General features: G+C 66.4%; 2 protein-coding genes. Both read left to right on the forward strand.

Annotation, left to right across the window (positions count from 1 at the left end; genetic code table 11):
• Window positions 1-1,124: ABC transporter permease subunit (locus tag DIE16_RS36215; RefSeq protein ID WP_124894419.1), on the forward strand; the 1,124-nt coding region annotated here is incomplete at its 5' end.
• Window positions 1,125-1,146: 22 nt separating this feature from the next.
• A partial coding sequence (locus DIE16_RS36220; RefSeq protein WP_124668723.1) for an ATP-binding cassette domain-containing protein occupies window positions 1,147-1,424 on the forward strand: 278 nt, incomplete at its 3' end.

A 1,424-nucleotide genomic window follows, 5' to 3' on the forward strand; every position in this document is an offset into this window, starting at 1 on the left:
TCGCGTCGGAGGCGATCACCGTCGGCAACCAGACCATCACGCTGCCGGGCATCGGCGCGTATCTCGCGCAGGCGATCTCGGACAAGAACCTCGGTGCGATCGGCTGGGTGATCCTGACGATGACGGTCGTGATCCTGGCCTACGACCAATTCCTGTTCCGCCCGCTGATCGCATGGGCCGACAAGTTCCGGATGGAGAACACCGCATCGGGCGATGCGCCGCAATCCTGGCTGCTCGACCTCGTGCGTCGCACGCGCCTGATTCACCAGTTGCTCGTGCCGGCCGGCTGGTTCTTCGCGAAGGCGGCGCGGATTCCGCTGCGCCTGCCGCTGTCGGGCGCAATGCGCTTCTCGCTGCCGAAGGTCGAGAAGAAGGCATCGCGCACGGTCGACATCGCATGGGCGGCGCTCTTGCTACTCGGCACGGCCTATATCGTGTGGCGCGTCGTCAGCTTCGTGTCGACCGGCGTGACGATGGGGGAGGTCGGGCACGTCGTCGCGCTCGGGCTCATCACGCTGCTGCGCGTGGTCGTGCTGATCTCGATCGCGTCGGTGATCTGGGTGCCGATCGGCGTGTGGGTCGGGCTGCGCCCGAAGCTGGCCGAGAAGCTGCAGCCGCTCGCGCAGTTCCTTGCCGCGTTCCCGGCGAACCTGCTGTTCCCGGTGTTCGTGATCGTGATCGCGCGCTTCCACCTGAACCCCGACATCTGGCTGTCGCCGCTGATCGTGCTCGGCACGCAGTGGTATATCCTGTTCAACGTGATCGCCGGCGCCACGTCCTATCCGAACGACTATCGCGAAGCCGCGACGAACTTCCGGATCCGCGGCTGGCAGTGGTGGCGCCAGGCGATCCTGCCCGGCATCTTCCCGTACTACGTGACCGGCGCGATCACCGCCTCGGGCGGAGCATGGAACGCGAGCATCGTGTCGGAAGCGGTGCAGTGGGGCTCGACCAAGATCGAGGCGCACGGCCTCGGCGCGTATATCGCGCAGACCACCGCCGCCGGCGACTTTCCGAAGATCATCCTGGGCATCGCCGTGATGTCCCTGTTCGTCACCCTGTTCAACCGCCTGCTGTGGCGCCCGCTGTATGCCTTCGCCGAAGCGAAGCTGCGGCTCGACTGAGACCGATTGAGAGCGAAACGCGATGCACAATCCGAATGCTGTAAACGCCCCCGTCCAGACGTCCCAGCCGCCGCGCCTCGGTGAGGAAATCCTGCGCGTCGATCACGTCTGCCGCGGCTTCAACAAGACGCAGGGCGAGTTGCTCGTGCTCGACGACGCGAACCTGTCGCTGCGCGAGGGCGAGATCGTCGGGCTGCTCGGCCGTTCGGGCTCGGGCAAGTCGACGCTGCTGCGGATCATCGCCGGGCTGATCGAGCCGACCGGCGGTGACGTGACCTATCTCGGCAAGCCGCTGCGCGG

It is taken from the genome of Burkholderia sp. Bp9090 (assembly GCF_003857985.1).
In the GTDB taxonomy this organism is placed as follows: Bacteria; Pseudomonadota; Gammaproteobacteria; order Burkholderiales; family Burkholderiaceae; genus Burkholderia.